Origin of the sequence: Sphingobium abikonense NBRC 16140, from assembly GCF_001598335.1 — a bacterium.
In the GTDB taxonomy this organism is placed as follows: domain Bacteria; phylum Pseudomonadota; class Alphaproteobacteria; order Sphingomonadales; family Sphingomonadaceae; genus Sphingobium; species Sphingobium abikonense.
The window spans coordinates 65,712-81,164 of record NZ_BCYT01000005.1 but is presented as its reverse complement, the minus strand read 5'-3'; the positions used below and the strand labels follow the sequence as shown (position 1 = coordinate 81,164).

Annotated in this window: 19 protein-coding genes and 1 pseudogene; 13 read left to right on the top strand and 7 right to left on the bottom strand. The window is 63.8% G+C overall.

Annotated elements, in window-relative coordinates:
• Positions 1–6: 6 nt before the first annotated feature.
• From pgmG to SAB01S_RS07500, 3 genes and pseudogenes are all read right to left on the bottom strand, one after another.
• A pseudogene (pgmG, locus tag SAB01S_RS07510) lies at positions 7–1,373 on the bottom strand (phosphoglucomutase/phosphomannomutase PgmG).
• Positions 1,370–1,804 carry a J domain-containing protein gene (locus tag SAB01S_RS07505; RefSeq protein WP_062732449.1) on the bottom strand — a complete coding sequence of 145 codons (435 nt, stop codon included), beginning with the start codon at positions 1,802–1,804 and terminating at the stop codon, positions 1,370–1,372. The pseudogene pgmG and the gene SAB01S_RS07505 overlap by 4 nt, the downstream one beginning before the upstream one ends.
• On the bottom strand, positions 1,804–2,610 hold the full coding sequence (locus tag SAB01S_RS07500; RefSeq protein ID WP_062732448.1) for a division plane positioning ATPase MipZ: 807 nt from the start codon (positions 2,608–2,610) through the stop codon (positions 1,804–1,806). Before SAB01S_RS07500 ends, SAB01S_RS07505 begins: the two co-directional genes overlap by 1 nt.
• 108 nt (positions 2,611–2,718) lie before the next feature.
• Between SAB01S_RS07500 and panC the strand changes: the two genes are divergently transcribed.
• Positions 2,719–3,564, top strand: a complete 846-nt coding sequence (gene panC, locus SAB01S_RS07495; RefSeq protein ID WP_062732447.1) for a pantoate--beta-alanine ligase — start codon at positions 2,719–2,721, stop codon at positions 3,562–3,564.
• Between the two features lie 15 nt (positions 3,565–3,579).
• Here the strand turns inward: panC and SAB01S_RS07490 are convergent, their stop codons facing one another.
• Together SAB01S_RS07490 and hemE are read right to left on the bottom strand one after the other, a co-directional pair.
• A complete protein-coding gene (locus tag SAB01S_RS07490; protein WP_062732446.1) occupies positions 3,580–4,020 on the bottom strand; it encodes a CopD family protein in 441 nt (146 codons plus the stop codon).
• Entirely contained in the window at positions 4,020–5,078 is a 1,059-nt protein-coding gene (gene hemE, locus SAB01S_RS07485; protein WP_062732445.1) for a uroporphyrinogen decarboxylase, read from the bottom strand. Before hemE ends, SAB01S_RS07490 begins: the two co-directional genes overlap by 1 nt.
• Before the next feature lie 288 nt (positions 5,079–5,366).
• Between hemE and SAB01S_RS07480 the strand changes: the two genes are divergently transcribed.
• The 11 genes from SAB01S_RS07480 to SAB01S_RS07430 all read left to right on the top strand — a co-directional run bounded on the left by SAB01S_RS07480 (position 5,367) and on the right by SAB01S_RS07430 (position 12,400).
• Positions 5,367–6,194 carry a pyruvate, water dikinase regulatory protein gene (locus SAB01S_RS07480; RefSeq protein ID WP_021226716.1) on the top strand — a complete coding sequence of 276 codons (828 nt, stop codon included), beginning with the start codon at positions 5,367–5,369 and terminating at the stop codon, positions 6,192–6,194.
• Entirely contained in the window at positions 6,191–6,796 is a 606-nt protein-coding gene (locus SAB01S_RS07475) for a Maf family protein (protein ID WP_062732444.1), read from the top strand. Before SAB01S_RS07480 ends, SAB01S_RS07475 begins: the two co-directional genes overlap by 4 nt.
• Positions 6,793–7,620: a shikimate dehydrogenase family protein gene (locus SAB01S_RS07470; protein ID WP_062732443.1), complete on the top strand. Its 828-nt coding sequence runs from the start codon at positions 6,793–6,795 to the stop codon at positions 7,618–7,620. The genes SAB01S_RS07475 and SAB01S_RS07470 overlap by 4 nt, the downstream gene beginning before the upstream one ends.
• Complete coding sequence (gene coaE, locus SAB01S_RS07465; RefSeq protein ID WP_062732442.1) at positions 7,617–8,210, top strand: dephospho-CoA kinase; 594 nt, start codon at positions 7,617–7,619, stop codon at positions 8,208–8,210. Before SAB01S_RS07470 ends, coaE begins: the two co-directional genes overlap by 4 nt.
• 31 nt (positions 8,211–8,241) lie before the next feature.
• The gene (dnaQ, locus tag SAB01S_RS07460) at positions 8,242–8,934 is read left to right on the top strand and encodes a DNA polymerase III subunit epsilon (protein WP_062732441.1); all 693 of its coding nucleotides are present in this window, start codon (positions 8,242–8,244) and stop codon (positions 8,932–8,934) included.
• 75 nt (positions 8,935–9,009) lie between these two features.
• Positions 9,010–9,603, top strand: coding sequence for a ribosome hibernation-promoting factor, HPF/YfiA family (hpf, locus tag SAB01S_RS07455; RefSeq protein ID WP_021226721.1), 594 nt, complete (start codon positions 9,010–9,012; stop codon positions 9,601–9,603).
• A 131-nt stretch (positions 9,604–9,734) separates the two neighbouring features.
• Positions 9,735–10,202 (top strand): PTS sugar transporter subunit IIA, encoded by a 468-nt coding sequence (locus tag SAB01S_RS07450; RefSeq protein ID WP_031298385.1) that lies wholly within the window; start codon positions 9,735–9,737, stop codon positions 10,200–10,202.
• Complete coding sequence (locus SAB01S_RS07445) at positions 10,120–10,650, top strand: PaaI family thioesterase (RefSeq protein WP_062732440.1); 531 nt, start codon at positions 10,120–10,122, stop codon at positions 10,648–10,650. The genes SAB01S_RS07450 and SAB01S_RS07445 overlap by 83 nt, the downstream gene beginning before the upstream one ends.
• Positions 10,640–10,981, top strand: a complete 342-nt coding sequence (locus SAB01S_RS07440; RefSeq protein WP_174525628.1) for a DUF1491 family protein — start codon at positions 10,640–10,642, stop codon at positions 10,979–10,981. Before SAB01S_RS07445 ends, SAB01S_RS07440 begins: the two co-directional genes overlap by 11 nt.
• A 175-nt stretch (positions 10,982–11,156) precedes the next feature.
• Complete coding sequence (locus SAB01S_RS07435) at positions 11,157–11,810, top strand: cell wall hydrolase (RefSeq protein WP_062732439.1); 654 nt, start codon at positions 11,157–11,159, stop codon at positions 11,808–11,810.
• 95 nt (positions 11,811–11,905) lie between these two features.
• Positions 11,906–12,400, top strand: coding sequence for an MmcB family DNA repair protein (locus SAB01S_RS07430; protein ID WP_062732438.1), 495 nt, complete (start codon positions 11,906–11,908; stop codon positions 12,398–12,400).
• Here the strand turns inward: SAB01S_RS07430 and SAB01S_RS07425 are convergent.
• Together SAB01S_RS07425 and SAB01S_RS07420 are read right to left on the bottom strand one after the other, a co-directional pair.
• The gene (locus SAB01S_RS07425; RefSeq protein ID WP_062732640.1) at positions 12,354–13,169 is read right to left on the bottom strand and encodes a kinase; all 816 of its coding nucleotides are present in this window, start codon (positions 13,167–13,169) and stop codon (positions 12,354–12,356) included. The genes SAB01S_RS07430 and SAB01S_RS07425 overlap by 47 nt on opposite strands.
• Positions 13,170–13,229: 60 nt before the next feature.
• Positions 13,230–14,549 (bottom strand): hemolysin family protein, encoded by a 1,320-nt coding sequence (locus tag SAB01S_RS07420; RefSeq protein ID WP_062732437.1) that lies wholly within the window; start codon positions 14,547–14,549, stop codon positions 13,230–13,232.
• A gap of 156 nt (positions 14,550–14,705) precedes the next feature.
• Here SAB01S_RS07420 and SAB01S_RS07415 point away from each other — a divergent pair, with 156 nt between their 5' ends.
• Positions 14,706–15,386, top strand: a complete 681-nt coding sequence (locus tag SAB01S_RS07415; RefSeq protein ID WP_062732436.1) for a YiaD family glycine zipper/OmpA-like lipoprotein — start codon at positions 14,706–14,708, stop codon at positions 15,384–15,386.
• Positions 15,387–15,453: the final 67 nt, after the last annotated feature.

Sequence of the window (15,453 nt, the reverse complement as noted above, 5' to 3'; positions counted from 1 at the left end):
TTGCCGTCATCCTCTACGGATACCCGATGCTTGCAGCTGCGAATCAAGCGTCTCGATCAATTCTGCCAACGCCGATTCGGTGTCGGCCTCGGCTCGCATCACCAGCGCCGCCTCCGTATGGGACGCACGGAGCAACTACCATCCCCGCGGCGCGCGCACGCGCACTCCATCGACCAGATTGAGGTCGGCGCCCATGGCCTCCAGGCGCCCACGCACCTCGTCCACCACCGCAAATTTTCGCGCTTCCGGCACGGATATGCGGATTTCCGGCGTGATGATGCTGGCTGGCAGGCCATCGACCAGGGCGGTCACGCTTTGCCGCCATTCTCCAACGGCGCGGATCAGCCGGACGGCGGCATATAATCCATCGTCATAGCCAGGATAATCATCAGCAAAGAAGATGTGACCCGTCGTTTCCCCGCCCAGCGGGCTGGCAATCTGCTTCATTTTGGACTTGATATGGCTGTGGCCGCTTTTCCACATGACGGGTTGGCCACCCAGCGCGGCAATCCGGTCGAACACGGTCTGGCTGGTCTTGACGTCGGCCACGATCGGCGCGCCAGGCCGGGCTTTGACCACTTGCTGGGCAAAAAGCCCAAGCAGCTGATCGCCCGGGATGGCGCGACCCCGCCCGTCAATCACACCGATCCGGTCGCCATCTCCATCAAAAGCCACACCGAAATCGAGCCGCTTGTCCAGGACCAGGGCGCGCAGGTCGGCCAGATTGGCGTCCTGGCTGGGATCGGGATGATGATGGGAAAATGGCCGTCTATGTCGGTGAAGAGCAGATGATGCTCACCCGGCAGCAATTGCGTCAGGCGCTCGACCGCCGGTCCGGCCGCGCCATTGCCCGCGTCCCAACCGACACGGCAGGCCGGACCGTCAAAGCCCTGCATCATGCGGGTGACATAGTCGTCCAGCATCGCGCAGTTTTCGACGCGGCCTCTACCATCTTCCCAGTCACCGGCGGCGCAGAGCGCGCCCATCGCCTGAATCTCGGCCCCGAAAAAGGGCGCATGGCCCTTCACCAGCTTGAAGCCATTCTGATCGGCGGGATTATGGCTGCCGGTTATCTGAATGCCGCCATCCACATCGCCCGTCATTTCGGCATGATATAGCATCGGCGTCGGCCCCAGGCCGATCCGCACCACATCGACGCCGGTCGCCACCAGCCCGTCGACCAGGGCCGCTTCCAGCATCGGGGAACTCAGCCGCCCGTCATAAGCCACAGCGACCCGCCGCCCACCGCCGCGCGCGACGATTGTCCCGAAACCGCGCCCCAGTGCCCAGGCATCGGCCTCATGCAATGTTCGACCCACGGTGCCGCGCAGGTCATAATCGCGCAGCAGCGTGGGGTCGAAGCGATGGCTCACCGTTCGGCCTGGTCCCGCAGCAGCAGATCGCGCGCTGCGTTGATCTGTGCCGCCAGCGCCTCGGTCCCGCCCTTGTCCGGATGAACCGATGCGATCAGGCGACGATGCGCCGCGCGTATCGCGTCCGGATCGGCATCGCGACCCAATCCCAGCAAAGCCCGTGCCCGCACGATGTCAGCTGAATCGGCGGGCGCAACGGGAGGAACGACCCGCTTGCGCCGGCGCACGCGCGCCTGCCCCTGCTGCGCGAAGAACAGCGCCGCGCTGATCAGCAACGGCGCGCCGATCACCGGCTTGCCCTTCGCCGCCAGCACGGCGCCCACCAGCGCCGCGCCCAGCGCCATGCCGTCCTTCGCCGTCATGCGCTGCAGCTTGCCGGTCCAGATCAGCCAGATGGCGAGCGCCGCGATCAGCAGCGTTAAAATGCCCATCAGGCCGCGCCAAGCAGGTCCACCGACGCGGTCCCACCCTGCGTCGGCAGGGCAAATCCCGCCACCATCTCCCGCAATTCCTGTCGCGCCGCAATGTGGCTGACGCCCAGTTCGCCCAGATGCCCCTTGTCCAGCAGGGTGAGGCCCGATGGGAAAAGCTCGCGAAAGATTACGCGCTCCGAGAGGCCGGGAATGACGCGAAAGCCAACCCGGCGCGACAATTCCATCAGTGCGTCGCCCACGCGCTTCTTGTTGCGCGCATCATGATGCTGGACGCGGTTGCGCAGCACCACCCAGTCGATCGTGACGCCATCCACCTTGGCCCGCGTCTTGCGCGCGTCGAAGATCAGTTCCGAATAGAAGGACAGGCGCCGCACCTTGAAGGTTTCAGGATCGACCTGGCCGATGAGGTCGAAATCGACGAAACTGTCGTTCATCGGCGTCACCAGCGTGTTGGCGTGGGGAGCCAGATGCCGCGCGAACACATCGTCGCGCCCGGGCGTATCGACGACCAGGAAATCCTTGCCCTGCGCCAGTTCCACTACTTGATCGTCCAGCGCGTCGGTGCTGTCGCCGGTAAAGACCGAAAAATCGGGCACCGGCAGCTCGATGCCGCGGCGACGCGCGGTTTCGACGCGATTTTCCATATAGCGGGTGACGGTCCGCTGGCGCGGGTCGAGGTCTATGAGGCCGACCTTGTGCCCCAGGGCACTCAGCGCGATGGCGGTATGAACGGCCGTCGTCGATTTGCCCGTGCCGCCCTTTTCATTGGCGAAGATGATGAGATGCGGCTGAGGATTGCCCATTGCCCCTGATAACCCCGTTGACTGTCGCAATGATTATTGACGCTCACGCCGGCACCAGCCTAGCAGGACGCGCACTCTTTCCTCGCCCTTATCGGAGCCCATCCTCCCGTGCAAACGCTGCGTGACCTGCCCGCCCTCCGCGCCGCTGTCGATGCCCTGCGCAGCGATGGCCGGCCGATCGCCCTGGTGCCGACCATGGGCGCCCTGCATGACGGGCATATGGCCCTGGTGGAGGAAGCGCGCCGTCATGGTCGCCATGTCGTCGTGTCGATCTTCGTCAATCCCCGGCAATTCGGCCCCAATGAGGATCTGGACGCCTATCCCCGGCGCGAAGCCAAGGACGCGCAGATGCTGCAGGCCGCCGGCGTCGACATTCTCTGGATGCCCAGCGTGGACGTCATGTATCCCGCCGGCTTTGCCACCAACATCAGCGTGTCGGGCATCAGCGAAGGGCTGGATGGCGCGGCACGCCCTGGTCATTTTGACGGTGTCGCCACGGTCGTCACCAAATTGTTCAACCAGGTCCGGCCCGATGTCGCTATCTTTGGCGAGAAGGATTATCAGCAGCTTGCCGTCATCCGTCGCTTCGTCGCCGATTTGGACTTGCCAATTGAGATAATCGGCCTTCCGACGCAGCGCGCCGAGGACGGCCTCGCTTTGTCGTCGCGCAATGCCTATCTGACCGACGAAGACCGGAAAAAGGCGCTGGCGCTCCCCCGTGCGTTGGGCGAGGCCAAGCGGCAGATCGAACGGGGCGATCCGGTTGATGGCGCCCTGGCGCAGGCAATCGCGATGCTGTCAGCCCATGGGTTTGGCCCGATCGACTATGTGATCCTGTGCGACGCGGCGACGCTGGAGCCAATGCATACGCTCGATCGCCCGGCGCGGTTGCTGGGCGCAGCGAAGATCGGCACGACGCGTCTCATCGACAATATCGCGGTCGATCCGGCCTGATCGTGTAGCCCTTTGTCAGAAGGGCTTCACGATCACCGCGATCACGATGACGGCGGCGGCGATTCCCGGAATTTCGTTCAGCAATCGCAATTGCCGGTCGCCAAACGGCCGCTGCCCCTTGGCCAGCTTCTTCGTGTAGCTCGCGATCCAGCCATGATAGCCGGTCAAGCCCAGCACGAAGAGCAGCTTGAGGTGGAACCAGCCGAACTGCCACGCGCCGATTTCCACCATCAGCATCAACCCCAGCACCCAGACCAGCACCAGCGAGGGGTTGAGGATGATCTTGAGCAAGCGGCTCTCGCGTTCGATCCAGCGCTGGTCCTCGGGCGATCCCGGCACGGTTTCCTGATGATAGACGAAGAAACGCGGCATCATGAACAAGCCCGCCATCAGGAAGATGACGAAGATCAGATGGGCGGCCTTCACCCACAGATAGGCGGCGCCAAGATAGGCCATCAGCTGCAATCTCCTTGCTGTCGCACATAGCTAAGAAGCGCCTCGACATGCGCAATGGGCGTGTCGGGCAAAATGCCATGGCCAAGGTTGAAGATATGCGGGCGGTCCGCAAAGGCGGCGCGGATCGCGTCCACCGCTTCCTCCACCGCGCGCCCGCCGGCAATCAGCGCCAGGGGATCGAGATTGCCCTGCACCGGCATGCCTGCCGGCAAGGCGTCATGCGCCCAGCGCGGATCGATGGTTTCATCGACGCCGACGGCATCGACGCCGGTCTGCGCCGCATAATCGGCCAGCTTCGCGCCCGCACCCTTGGGAAAGCCAATGATCGGGATGTCGGGATGGCGCTCTTTCAGCGCCGCGACGATGCGGCGGTTGGGATCTATCACCCAGCGTTCGAACTGGATCGGCGACAGGCTCCCGGCCCAGCTGTCGAACAGCTGCACGGCCTCCACACCGGCCTCGATCTGACCGCTGAGATACGTGACGGTCGCGTCGATGATCGCGTCAATCAACGCGGCGAAGCGATCGGGCTCGCAATAGGCCATGCGCCGCGCCGCGCCATGATCCTTGCTGCCCTGTCCCGCCACCATATAGGTCGCGATCGTCCAGGGACTTCCGGCAAAGCCCAGGAAGGTGACATCAGGGTCCAATGCGGCCTTTACCCGGCGCACCGTTTCATAGATCGCATCGAAGCGCGACCAGTCGGGCGTCAGCGCGGACAGGTCGGTTTCCGCCAGGATGGGCGCGAGGCGCGGGCCTTCGCCAGCTTCGAACCACAGATTTTGCCCCATGGCATAGGGTATGATCAGAATATCGGAAAACAGGATCGCCCCGTCAAAGCCGAACCGGCGCAAAGGTTGCAGCGTCACTTCCGCCGCGGCGGCGCTATCATAGACCAGCTCCAGAAACCCGCCCTTGTCGGCGCGCAGGGCGCGATATTCGGGCAGATAGCGTCCCGCCTGACGCATCAGCCAGACGGGCGGCACGGCCGGCCGCTCACCCCGCAGCACGCCCAATAATGGCTTGTCGGCAATTTGGGCCGGGGCGTTCAGGCTCATCAGACTCTCACTTAATTAAGATTCAAAAAGGATGATGCAGATGTTGGCGCGTTGGCAGCGGGGTTACTGCGCTGTGCCCACAATTGCCAACAGATTGACTCTGACGATCGACGCAATCGCATCCGAGTCAGCTTCCCTATCCCCGCTATCCACAGGCTGTGGATGAAATTGAGCGCCTGTGGGAGGGTTGTGGATAAGAATCCGGTCAGTGGGGAGCGGGAATGACCGGCCGATCATCCACTGATTCCTCCCTTGCTTTATCCACAGCCCTTCCACACAGATGGGCACATGGCGCGCATCCACCTCCATCTTCTTTCGGACTCTACCGGGGAAACGCTGGAAAACATCGCCAAGGCGGCGATCGGCCTGTTCGAAAATGTCGAGGCGATCCGCCATTTCTGGCCCATGGTGCGATCGGAGGTCCATCTTGATCGGATCATGGAGGATATCGCCGCCAATCCCGGCCTGGTGCTGTTCACGCTGACGAACCATATGCTGCGGCGGCGGCTGGAAACCCGGTGCCGCGCTCTTGGTCTGCCGCATGTGGCGGCGCTCGACAGCGTGGCGGACGCCCTCTCCAACATATTGGGGCAGGAAACCCGCACCCGGCCGGGCCGCAAGCATATATTGGACGAAGCCTATTTCGCGCGGATCGAGGCGATCCAGTTTACCATCGCCCATGATGACGGCGTGGGCCATGAAAATTGGGAGGAGGCCGATATCGTGCTGGCGGGGGTATCGCGCGCGTCCAAGACGCCGACATCCATCTATCTCGCCAATCGCGGCTACAAAACCGCGAATATCCCGCTGGTTCCGGAATCGCCGCCGCCGCGCAGCCTATACACGTTGCGTCATCCGATGGTCGTGGGCCTTACGGTCAGTCCCGAACGGCTGGTGCAGATACGCCGCAACCGGTTGCTCTCGCTCAACCAGGCGCCTGAAACCGCTTATGTCGATATCGACAAGGTGCAGGATGAACTCGCCTTTGCCCGCCGCATGTTCGCCGACCATGGCTGGCCCGTCATCGACATGACGCGGCGGTCGATCGAGGAAGCGGCCGCGGCGATTATCAACCTTTTCAATGACCGCGTCTTGGCCGAAGGAGATGGCGCATGATCGTCCTTGCCTCGCAAAGCGCGAGCCGCCGGGCGTTGCTGAGCGCGGCGCAGGTGCCCTTTGAGGCGCTATCCCCGGGCGTGGACGAAGATGCCGCCAAGGAAGCGCTGCGCGCCGACGGGCTGGACGCCCGCGCGCTCGCCGATGCCTTGGCGGAACTCAAGGCGCTTAAGGTATCGCGCCGCGTGCCCGGCGCGCTGGTGCTGGGCTGTGACCAGACGCTCAGCATTGGCGACGGCGCGGAACGGGGCGAGATGATCGACAAGGCGATCGACCGGGCGGATGCGGAGCGCATCCTGCGCCAGCTTTCGGGCCGGACGCATCACCTCCACAGCGCCGCCGTCATCATCCTTAACGGTGAGCCGATCTGGCGCCATGTCGAGCGTGCGCGCATGACCATGCGGCCGTTGTCGGACGCGTTCATCACTGCCTATCTGGACAGCGACTGGGACAAATGCCGCTGGTGCGTGGGCTGCTACCGGATCGAAGGGCCGGGCGCGCAGCTGTTCAGTCGGGTGGAGGGCAGCCAGTTCGCCATTCAGGGCCTGCCGCTGCTTCCCCTGCTTGACTTTCTGCGCGTCCGCGGCGTTCTGAAGGCATGACAGACAAGCTCCCCTATGCCGAGGTGATCGGCGATCCGATCGCACATAGCCAGTCGCCGCTCATCCATAATTTCTGGCTTGAGGCGCTCAATATCGAGGCGGAATATCGCAAGACGCATGTCCCTGCCGAGGGCCTTGGCAGCTATTTTCTCGAGCGCCGGGCCGACCCGGACTGGCTGGGCTGCAACGTCACCATTCCGCACAAGATCGCGGTGCTCGACTATGTCGATGATCCGGGCGGGGTGCGCGACAGGATCGGGGCGGTCAATACCATCGCATCGGAAACCGGCGGGCCGCTGATCGGCACCAATACCGACGCCGGCGGCTTCCTTCAGCCCTTGCTGCGCGAAGGGTGGAAGGGCAGCAGCGCAGTCATCGTCGGATCGGGCGGCGGGGCGCGGGCGATCCTGTTCGCGCTCGCCAGCCTGGGCGTTCCCGACATCAGCATCATGGCGCGCGACGCGACCAAGGGGCAGGCGCTGCTCGATCGCGCACGCGTGAAGGGCAGAGTGCTTGGCATGGCCGATGCGCTGCCGGCCGCCGACCTGCTGGTCAATTCGACCTCGCTCGGCATGGTCGGGCAACCCGCGCTCGACCTCGACCTGACGCCATTGCCGGCCAAGTCGACCGTCTATGACATCGTCTATGCACCCCTGGAAACCGGCTTGCTCAGAGCTGCGCGTGCGCGGGATTTGCGGACGCTCGATGGGCTTGAAATGCTGATCGGGCAGGCGGCTCTAGCCTTCGACATCTTCTTCGACGCGCAGCCGCCCCGCGATCTGGACGGGGAATTGCGCGAACGGCTGCTCGCCGCACAGTCATGAAGGTATATGGCCTCACCGGCTCGATCGGCATGGGAAAATCGACCGTCGCGGCCATGTTTCGGCGGGCGGGCGTGCCGGTATTCGACGCCGATGCCGAGGTGCATCACCTGCAGGGTCCCGGCGGTCCGCTGCTTCCCGCCATCGAAGCGCGCTTTCCCGGAACCACTGGCCGCAAGGGCGTGGACCGCGCGAGGCTGGGCGCTGCCGTCTTCGGCAATCCCGAGGCGCGCAAGGCGCTGGAGGCGATCGTCCATCCCGCGGTCCATGCGCGGCGCAAGCGGTTCCTGCAACGCCACCGCGCCTGTGCCTTCGTCATTCTCGACATTCCGCTCCTGTTCGAAACCCGTGGCGACAGGCGACTGGACGGCGTGATCGTCGTTACTGCGCCGGCCTGGAAACAGCGGCGGCGGGTGCTAGCCCGACCGGGCATGACAACAGGGAAATTCCGGCAGATCCTGAATTTGCAGACGCCGGATACTGTAAAGCGGTCAAAGGCCGATTATATCATTCATACGGGCACAACCTTGGCCAGAACGGCCGCACAGGTCCGCGGTCTGGTCGCTTGCCTTGGCCGCAAGACAGGCAGATAAGGGTCGGCCCACAGAGTCGATTGCGAGGGCGATGCGCGAGATTATTTTCGATACCGAAACGACGGGGTTCGACCCCGCATCCGGCGACCGGATGGTGGAGATTGGCTGTATCGAGCTGGTCAACCGGGTGCCGACTGGGCGCACGTTCCACGCTTATTATCACCCCGAACGCGATATGCCGGCGGCGGCCTTTGCCGTGCATGGCCTGTCCGCCGATTTCCTGGCCAAGCACCCGGTCTTTGCGGCTGGCGCGCTCGAACTGCTCGACTTTCTGGAGGACAGTCCGCTTGTCGCGCACAATGCACGCTTCGATTTCGGATTCCTCAATCATGAACTGACATTATGCGGCCATCCGGAAGTCGGCATGCATCGCATGATCGACACGGTCGCGATCGCCCGGCAACTGCATCCGGGCGCCAAGCACAGCCTCGACGCGCTTTGCACGCGCTACGGCATCGATCGCAGCCATCGGATCAAGCATGGCGCGTTGCTGGACGCCGAATTGCTGGCGCAGCTTTACATCGAACTGACCGGCGGCCGGCAGATCGGCCTGGGTCTGGCACAGGAGGAAGCAAAAGAGATCGTCAGGGTGGAACTGACGGAAAGTCCCGTGGTTCGCCCTGTTCGTCCTGCGCGCGTCTTCATGGCGAGCGCGCAGGAGCTGGAGAGGCACGCCGCGTTCGTCGCGACGCTGGACAGGCCGCTCTGGCTGGAGGAGGCATAGGCCCAGCAGGGACCTGTGCCTTCACGCCAACCCGGCCGCCCTCCCGGCGGTTCGGCAAGAACAAGGAGAAGGCATATGGATATTCGTGTTTCCGGGCATCAGGTCGAAACGGGCGATGCGCTCAAGCAGCATGTCTGGGATCGGCTCGAGGCGATGGCCGAGAAATATTTTTCCCGCACGATTTCCGCCCAGGTCACCTTCCGGGGCGCGCCGCATGGCGCTTTCCATTGCGACATCGTCTGCCATGTCATGACCGGTCTTATCCTTAAAGGTGCGGGCGAAGCGCAGGAAGCACATCCGGCCTTCGACCAGGCGGCCGAACGGATTGAAAAGCAGCTGCGCCGCTATATGCGCCGCTTGAAGGACCGCAGCCAGCAGGCCGCCGCCGCCGAAGCGCAGCGCGCCAATGGCTTCAGCCTGGATGATGTCGATGGCGCGGGCTACACCATCTTTGCCGGCGGCCGCGACGAGGAGGAACCCGATGACGCGCCTCTGATCGTCGCGGAAACGCGCGTCGACATTCCAGAGGCAAGCGTGTCCGACGCGGTGATGATGCTCGACCTGCGCAACACCAATGCCCTGTTGTTCATGAACGCGGGCACATCGACCTATAACATGGTCTATCGTCGTCAGGACGGGACGATCGGCTGGGTCGAGCCGCGCGCCTGACCCCTTGCGCCCGGCCCCGCGCTGTTGACCTTCGGGGTCGGGCGGCTTATGGGGCCGGGCTTCACAGTCCCCGAGCATACGCGCATGATCTTCCCCTTGGCTGAGCGCGGCTCGGCTGGTTCGGAATGGTCATGGTACAGTTCAACGATATCGTCTCGCCCGACGCGCTGGCCGCGCGGCTTACGATCAATGGCAAGAAACAGCTGTTTCAGAAAATCGCGGCGCTGGCGGCGGACGCCTATGGCCTCGATGCTGCGATCGTCGCAGAGGCATTGTTCGACCGCGAGCGGCTTGGGTCGACGGGCTTTGGCGGCGGCGTTGCCATTCCCCATGCCAAAATCCCCGGACTGGCCCGCATGTGTGCGCTGGTCATTCTGGCCGACCCCGCCATGCCGTTCGATGCCGTGGACGATGCCCCGGTCGATATCATCTTCGCTCTGCTTTCTCCGGTGGACAGCGGCGCCGAGCATCTGAAGACTCTGGCGCGCGTGTCGCGTTACCTGCGTGACGATCATAATGTGGCGCGCCTGCGGGGCGCCAGTTCGGCCGAAGCGCTTTACGCGCTCCTTGCAGGCAGCGGGACGCGTGACGCAGCCTGACGGCCCGAGCGGGGAAGCCGCGCATTTCCGCGCGCTGGAGCAGCTTTATCGTTCCGCGCCGATCAACCGCCTGTTCCGATCCGATCTCGTCATCACAGAAGCAGGCCGGTCCCGCATCGACTTCGATGTCGATGAAAGCCAATTCCATGCGGCCGGCGCCGTTCATGGCACCGTTTATTTCAAGATGCTGGACGATGCCGCCTTCTACGCGGCGAACAGCCTGGTCAGCGATCGCTTCCTGCTGACGACCGCCTTCAACCTGCTGTTCACCCGCCCGATCGGGCCGGGACGGATACGCGCGGAAGGACGCTGGATCAGCGGCAAGCGGCGTGTCTATGTCGCCGAAGCCAGCCTGATCGATTCGGACGGAGAAGAGGTCGGCCGGGGAACCGGCACTTTCATGCGCTCGCAATTCCCCCTGTCCTCGCTTCCCGGCTATGTCGCCTGATACCCGGCTGACCAGCGCGATGCTGGTGGGGGCCCTGCGGCGACGCGTCGCCGAGGCTGGGGGTTTTGCCACCATCCTGGTCAAAGGCGATGAGATAAGCGGCGTCATCCTTGTCCAGGCGCTGGATCGGGGACAGGATATCGGTCTTTTTGAGCGGGTGCCGAACCTTGATGGCGGTTATGCGTTGATGCGCTGTGGACCTGCGCCTGGCGACGATCCAGACGCGCTCGCCACCTATATCGAACGCCGCCGCAGGTCGGATCCGGACCTGTGGGTAGTCGAACTCGATGTCGCGGAAGCGGAACGGTTCGCCGCTGAAACAATCTGCTGATCGTTGACAGACCGTCATGGTCCGGGCAGAGGCGCGCGACGCCAATGCGCAGGTTGCCGTTTCGTCCATGGGGGGCGGGTCTGGTAAACACGCAGACGGGAGGCGGCCGGTCGTCGCGACAATAGGGTTACAATAGACGACGCCCCGGCCAAGAACCGCTTGTTTTTGAGCTGAAATGAGTTTTCGTTTGAGAGCTGCGATCGTCGCAGCCTTTGCCTTGTCCGCGGCTGCCGCCGTGTCCGCTTCTGAAATGTCGATCGCCGGCGAATCCATCGCCTCGGTGACGTCCTTGCCAAAGACCGAACCCGCTGCGACGCAGCCTGCGGTCGTCTTTGCCGCCCCGCGCGAAACCGCGCAGCCACTGGAATCCGACCATGCGGCCGGTTCCTCCTCCACCTCCGACTCCGATTTTTCGGCAACCAGCCTCGCTGCTCTGGTCGACGCCCAAGGCGCGCCCGAGGAGCTGGACGGCGACATGCAGTGCTTGGCCGGAGCGGTCTATTTCGAATCCAAGGGCGAAAGCCTGGAAGGCCAGCTGGCCGTCGCGCGAGTGATCATCAACCGTGCGAAGTCCGGCCGCTTCGCCGACAGCCTGTGCGGTGTCATCTATCAGCCCAGCCAGTTCAGCTTCGTGCGCCGCGGATCGATGCCGCCCATCCGCACGGAAAGTCGCAGCTGGCGTCAGGCGGTCGCCATCGCGCAGATCGCCATGAACGACAGCTGGGATAGCCGGGCCGAAGGCGCCCTGTTCTTCCACGCCCGTCGCGTGTCGCCCGGTTGGGGCAAGACCAAGCTGGCCTCGATCGACAATCACATCTTCTACCGCTGATCCTGCGGGATTTGCGGCCAAGGCAAAAGACTGAGCCGGTTCGGATCGTCCGAATCGGCTTTTCTTTTGTTTCCTTTATGTTCTAAAGATCGGCCATGGATAGCATCGCACAAGACGCCTGCTCCCCGCTCACTGACGGCACGGCCCTGGCGGTTGCGCGCGGCACGCTGAGACTCTTTTTCCGGCACGACATGAGCGGAATATTGGAAGTGCCGCTACCCAATGGCCGCCGCGCCGACATCATGGCGATTGATAGCGCCGGGCGACTGACCATCGTCGAAATCAAATGCAGCCGCGCCGATCTGCTCGGCGACATGAAATGGCCCGATTATTTCGACTATTGCGATCGCTTCTACTGGGCCGTGCCGGCGGGATTCGACCTCAGCCCGTTTGAGGGCGAATCGCTCTGGCCGACCCGGACCGGCCTGATCGTCGCGGACCAATATGACGCCGAACTGGTGCGCCCCGCGCCGGTCGAGCCGCTGGCGGCGGCCAGGCGCAAGGCCGAAACGCTGCGCTTTGCGCGTCGCGCCGCGCGCCGTCTTACCGCGCTGGCCGACCCCGATCACGCGGCGGAACTGGGCTGGTAATGCTCTTTTGCCGGGCCGCCATCACGCGCCGCTGCGTATCGAGTTGAATCAGCATGTCGGCTCGATGCGGCATGTCATCCAGCATGTGGCGGGTGATCCGTTCATAATGCTGAATGAACCGGGTCAGAGTTGCGTCATCCATGCCCTGCCCGACCGCGCGTAATGTCTGCTCCTGTTCGCCGCGCCATTGCCCGACCACCGAAAAATCCGGCGCAGCCAGAAAGATGAGGCAGTCGATTCTGTCGAAAAGCCTCTGATACGGACCTGCCAGCGCCGCGTTGACATAGCGGCGCCAGCGGGCGCCGGCATCCTCCTCCCGCTCCAGCGCATTGATCGGGGTATTGAGGGCATCGGCACGTTGTGGCCTTGCGCCCACGCACCAGCCTTCCAGTAGCAAAAGGCGCGTGCCCGCCGGCGCGCGATCCCACCGCGCGCTCGGCAGGCGGTCGTCAGTCCCTTTGTCGAAGCGAGGGAGGGCCACCGCTTCGCCTTGCTCGAGGGCGGCGATCAACTCCAGGCCAAGGCTGATGTCATGCGTGCCCGGCACGCCCCGGGTGCGCAGCAAGGGATGCACATCGCGCGCCAGCGCGACTCGCTCCGCCTTGGTAAGATAGAGATCGTCGATGGACAGTAGCGCCGTGGGGACGTGCTCCGCGTCCATGCGGTTCTTGATGGCGATAGCGAGCGTCGACTTTCCGCTGCCTTGCGCACCGGCGATTCCGACAATCGCCAGCCTGTCGCCCGCTTGCGCCAGCGCCTGGGCAACCATTGTCGCGGCGATGTCGATGGCAGTCACGCGCCCACCTTCCTGTTTGCGGGCGATCGATGCCTACGGAAGTGCCGCCACCAGCAATTTATCGATCTTGCGCCCGTCCATGTCGACAATCTCGAAACGCCATCCCTGATCATCCACGAAATCGCCCACCTCGGGCAAGCGCCGCATCAGCCAAAGCGCATGGCCAGCGACTGTCGCATAGTCGCGGTCTTCTGACAGGCTGATGTCGATCCGGTCGGCCAATTGGTCGATCGCCATCTGGCCGGATACCAACAGGCTGCCATCCTCCCGCTCAACCAGATCCGGTTCGTCAAAGGCGTCGCGGTCGGATGCGAAATGCCCGGCAATGGCGGACATGAGGTCGGCCGGCGTCACAATGCCTTCGAAATGGCCATATTCGTCATGCACCATCACCATCGGCACGTCCGACCGGCGCAGCACTTCCAGCGCATCCATGGCGTCCACCTGATCGGGCACGATTTCCGCGCGCCGCATCAGCAGGTCGAGTGACAGGGGCTCGCCGCGAAACAGGGCGGTCATGATGTCGCGCGCCTGGACGACGCCGACGATATCCTCAACCGACCCGCGCCCGACCGGCAGGCGGGTGTGCGATGTCGCGAGCAATCGCGCGCGGATCGTTTCCTCATCGGCTGACAGGTCGATCCAGTCGACATCCATGCGCTGCGTCATCACCTCGCGCACGGGCCGGTCGGCCAGGCGCACCACGCCTGAAATAATCGCGCGCTCGCTTTCCTCGATCACGCCCGACCGGCTGGCCTCCGCAACGATCAGATGCAGTTCCTCGGCGGTGACGTGATTTTCCGATTCGCGGTCCAGCCGCAACAGCTTGAAGATCAGCGCACTCGAACCATCCAAAATCCATACCAGCGGCGCGGTCAACTTCGCCAGCCACAGCATCGGCGTCGCCACCAGCAGCGCGATCGGTTCCGGCGCGCGCAGGGCGAATTGCTTGGGCACCAGTTCGCCCACGATCAGCGAGGCATAGGTGGTCAGGCCGATCACCAGCGCAAATCCGACATTTTGCGCCAGGTTCGGGGCAAGACCCAGGCCCTGCAACCGTTCGCCGACGGGGCCGCCCAGGCTGGCGCCAGAATAGGCGCCCGCGACGATGCCGATCAAGGTAATGCCGATCTGTACCGTCGACAGGAAACGCCCCGGATCGGCCGCCAGGTCGAGCGCCACTTTCGCCCCCCTGCGTCCCGCCTTTTCCATGGCTTGCAGGCGCGGCCGCCGCGCCGACACGATCGCCAGTTCCGACATGGCGAAGATGCCATTGAGCGCCACCAGCGCCAGGATGATGACGATGTCGACCCAGGGAAAGGGCGTCGGAGTTGGGGAGGGGATCGTGGCCATGGTGGTCAGTTGCCCCCTATAACGCCTATTCTTTCAATTTCACAACATCGCCATCATCAGCAGTTCAGTTCGGCTGTGGAACAAAGATGCCGGCTTGGCCATTTGGGGGGCCATGCGCTCCTTTTGCGGGCGGATAAAGACAAGGGAATAGATATTATGAGGATTTCTCATCGCATCCTGGGCACGGCGGGTCTGGCCGCCATGCTGGCCACCACCGCCTGCACGACCGATCCGAATACGGGTCAACGCTCCATTTCGAAGGCCGCGATCGGCGGCATTGGCGGCGCGCTGGGCGGCTATCTGCTGGGCGATCTGGTCGGCGGCCGCAATGACCGCACGGAAAAGATTCTGGGTGCAGGCATCGGCGCCGTCGCGGGTGCGGGCATCGGCGCCTATATGGACGCGCAGGAACGCAAGCTGCGCGAAGATACCGCCGGCACCGGGGTCGACGTCATTCGCGATGGCGATAATCTGCTGCTGCGTATGCCCTCTGGCATCACCTTTGCCTATGACCGGGCCGACGTGCAGCCGCAGTTCCAGCCGACGCTCAACGATGTCGCCAGCGTGCTCGCCCAATATCCCAAAACCTATATCGACGTGTACGGGCATACCGACAGCGACGGGTCGGACGCCTATAATCAGACCTTGTCGGAGCGCCGTGCGCAGGCGGTGGCCAATTATCTGGTGAGCCGCGGCGTGCAGTCGGCGCGGATCGGCACGCGCGGCTTTGGCGAAACGCAGCCGATCGCATCGAATGCGACGGAAGAAGGCAAGGCTGCCAATCGGCGGGTCGAAATCAAGATCGCGCCTGTCACCGAAGCCGACGTGCGCAACTGATTGATCAGCTTTTACCTGAAAACCACTGCACCCGGTTCGCTTGCGGACCGGGTGCGGTTATTTGGAG

Coding starts and splice junctions, on each gene's coding strand:
- SAB01S_RS07470 (WP_062732443.1), top strand. CDS start 6,793: ATGACAGACAAGCTCCCCTATGCCGAGGTGATCGGCGATCCGATCGCA.
- SAB01S_RS07420 (WP_062732437.1), bottom strand. CDS start 14,549: ATGGCCACGATCCCCTCCCCAACTCCGACGCCCTTTCCCTGGGTCGAC.
- SAB01S_RS07450 (WP_031298385.1), top strand. CDS start 9,735: ATGGTACAGTTCAACGATATCGTCTCGCCCGACGCGCTGGCCGCGCGG.
- hpf (WP_021226721.1), top strand. CDS start 9,010: ATGGATATTCGTGTTTCCGGGCATCAGGTCGAAACGGGCGATGCGCTC.
- SAB01S_RS07480 (WP_021226716.1), top strand. CDS start 5,367: ATGGCGCGCATCCACCTCCATCTTCTTTCGGACTCTACCGGGGAAACG.
- SAB01S_RS07430 (WP_062732438.1), top strand. CDS start 11,906: ATGGATAGCATCGCACAAGACGCCTGCTCCCCGCTCACTGACGGCACG.
- SAB01S_RS07475 (WP_062732444.1), top strand. CDS start 6,191: ATGATCGTCCTTGCCTCGCAAAGCGCGAGCCGCCGGGCGTTGCTGAGC.
- SAB01S_RS07415 (WP_062732436.1), top strand. CDS start 14,706: ATGAGGATTTCTCATCGCATCCTGGGCACGGCGGGTCTGGCCGCCATG.
- SAB01S_RS07505 (WP_062732449.1), bottom strand. CDS start 1,804: ATGGGCATTTTAACGCTGCTGATCGCGGCGCTCGCCATCTGGCTGATC.
- hemE (WP_062732445.1), bottom strand. CDS start 5,078: ATGAGCCTGAACGCCCCGGCCCAAATTGCCGACAAGCCATTATTGGGC.
- SAB01S_RS07440 (WP_174525628.1), top strand. CDS start 10,640: ATGTCGCCTGATACCCGGCTGACCAGCGCGATGCTGGTGGGGGCCCTG.
- coaE (WP_062732442.1), top strand. CDS start 7,617: ATGAAGGTATATGGCCTCACCGGCTCGATCGGCATGGGAAAATCGACC.
- SAB01S_RS07500 (WP_062732448.1), bottom strand. CDS start 2,610: ATGGGCAATCCTCAGCCGCATCTCATCATCTTCGCCAATGAAAAGGGC.
- SAB01S_RS07435 (WP_062732439.1), top strand. CDS start 11,157: ATGAGTTTTCGTTTGAGAGCTGCGATCGTCGCAGCCTTTGCCTTGTCC.
- SAB01S_RS07490 (WP_062732446.1), bottom strand. CDS start 4,020: ATGGCCTATCTTGGCGCCGCCTATCTGTGGGTGAAGGCCGCCCATCTG.
- dnaQ (WP_062732441.1), top strand. CDS start 8,242: ATGCGCGAGATTATTTTCGATACCGAAACGACGGGGTTCGACCCCGCA.
- SAB01S_RS07425 (WP_062732640.1), bottom strand. CDS start 13,169: ATGGTTGCCCAGGCGCTGGCGCAAGCGGGCGACAGGCTGGCGATTGTC.
- SAB01S_RS07445 (WP_062732440.1), top strand. CDS start 10,120: ATGTGGCGCGCCTGCGGGGCGCCAGTTCGGCCGAAGCGCTTTACGCGC.